The organism is Enterobacter cloacae complex sp. P6RS (genome assembly GCF_014982245.1).
Taxonomy (GTDB): Bacteria; Pseudomonadota; Gammaproteobacteria; order Enterobacterales; family Enterobacteriaceae; genus Enterobacter; species Enterobacter bugandensis.
This window is the reverse complement of the sequence record NZ_JADCLB010000033.1, coordinates 1-1,727: the sequence shown is the minus strand read 5'-3', so window position 1 is coordinate 1,727 and position 1,727 is coordinate 1. Positions and strand designations below refer to the sequence as shown.

Genomic DNA, 1,727 nt, shown 5'->3' with positions numbered 1-1,727 from the left:
AGACAATCTGTGTGAGCACTACAAAGGCAGGTTCTTTAAGGTAAGGAGGTGATCCAACCGCAGGTTCCCCTACGGTTACCTTGTTACGACTTCACCCCAGTCATGAATCACAAAGTGGTAAGCGCCCTCCCGAAGGTTAAGCTACCTACTTCTTTTGCAACCCACTCCCATGGTGTGACGGGCGGTGTGTACAAGGCCCGGGAACGTATTCACCGTGGCATTCTGATCCACGATTACTAGCGATTCCGACTTCATGGAGTCGAGTTGCAGACTCCAATCCGGACTACGACGCACTTTATGAGGTCCGCTTGCTCTCGCGAGGTCGCTTCTCTTTGTATGCGCCATTGTAGCACGTGTGTAGCCCTACTCGTAAGGGCCATGATGACTTGACGTCATCCCCACCTTCCTCCAGTTTATCACTGGCAGTCTCCTTTGAGTTCCCGGCCTAACCGCTGGCAACAAAGGATAAGGGTTGCGCTCGTTGCGGGACTTAACCCAACATTTCACAACACGAGCTGACGACAGCCATGCAGCACCTGTCTCAGAGTTCCCGAAGGCACCAAAGCATCTCTGCTAAGTTCTCTGGATGTCAAGAGTAGGTAAGGTTCTTCGCGTTGCATCGAATTAAACCACATGCTCCACCGCTTGTGCGGGCCCCCGTCAATTCATTTGAGTTTTAACCTTGCGGCCGTACTCCCCAGGCGGTCGACTTAACGCGTTAGCTCCGGAAGCCACGCCTCAAGGGCACAACCTCCAAGTCGACATCGTTTACGGCGTGGACTACCAGGGTATCTAATCCTGTTTGCTCCCCACGCTTTCGCACCTGAGCGTCAGTCTTTGTCCAGGGGGCCGCCTTCGCCACCGGTATTCCTCCAGATCTCTACGCATTTCACCGCTACACCTGGAATTCTACCCCCCTCTACAAGACTCTAGCCTGCCAGTTTCGAATGCAGTTCCCAGGTTGAGCCCGGGGATTTCACATCCGACTTGACAGACCGCCTGCGTGCGCTTTACGCCCAGTAATTCCGATTAACGCTTGCACCCTCCGTATTACCGCGGCTGCTGGCACGGAGTTAGCCGGTGCTTCTTCTGCGGGTAACGTCAATCGATGAGGTTATTAACCTCACCGCCTTCCTCCCCGCTGAAAGTACTTTACAACCCGAAGGCCTTCTTCATACACGCGGCATGGCTGCATCAGGCTTGCGCCCATTGTGCAATATTCCCCACTGCTGCCTCCCGTAGGAGTCTGGACCGTGTCTCAGTTCCAGTGTGGCTGGTCATCCTCTCAGACCAGCTAGGGATCGTCGCCTAGGTGAGCCGTTACCCCACCTACTAGCTAATCCCATCTGGGCACATCTGATGGCAAGAGGCCCGAAGGTCCCCCTCTTTGGTCTTGCGACGTTATGCGGTATTAGCTACCGTTTCCAGTAGTTATCCCCCTCCATCAGGCAGTTTCCCAGACATTACTCACCCGTCCGCCACTCGTCACCCGAGAGCAAGCTCTCTGTGCTACCGTTCGACTTGCATGTGTTAGGCCTGCCGCCAGCGTTCAATCTGAGCCATGATCAAACTCTTCAATTTAAGTTTGATGCTCGTGAATTAAACTTCGTAATGAATTACGTATGTTCACTCAGAGACTTGGTATTCATTTTTCGTCCGAAGACGTTAAGAATCCATGTCACTTTGAGTGCCCACACAGATTGTCTGATAAATTGTTAAAGAGCAGT

At 52.9% G+C, this 1,727-nt stretch carries 1 rRNA gene; it reads right to left on the bottom strand.

What is annotated here, in order from left to right:
- Window positions 1-41 precede the first annotated feature (41 nt).
- Window positions 42-1,581: ribosomal RNA gene (locus INF73_RS20790) — 16S ribosomal RNA — on the bottom strand.
- Window positions 1,582-1,727: the final 146 nt, after the last annotated feature.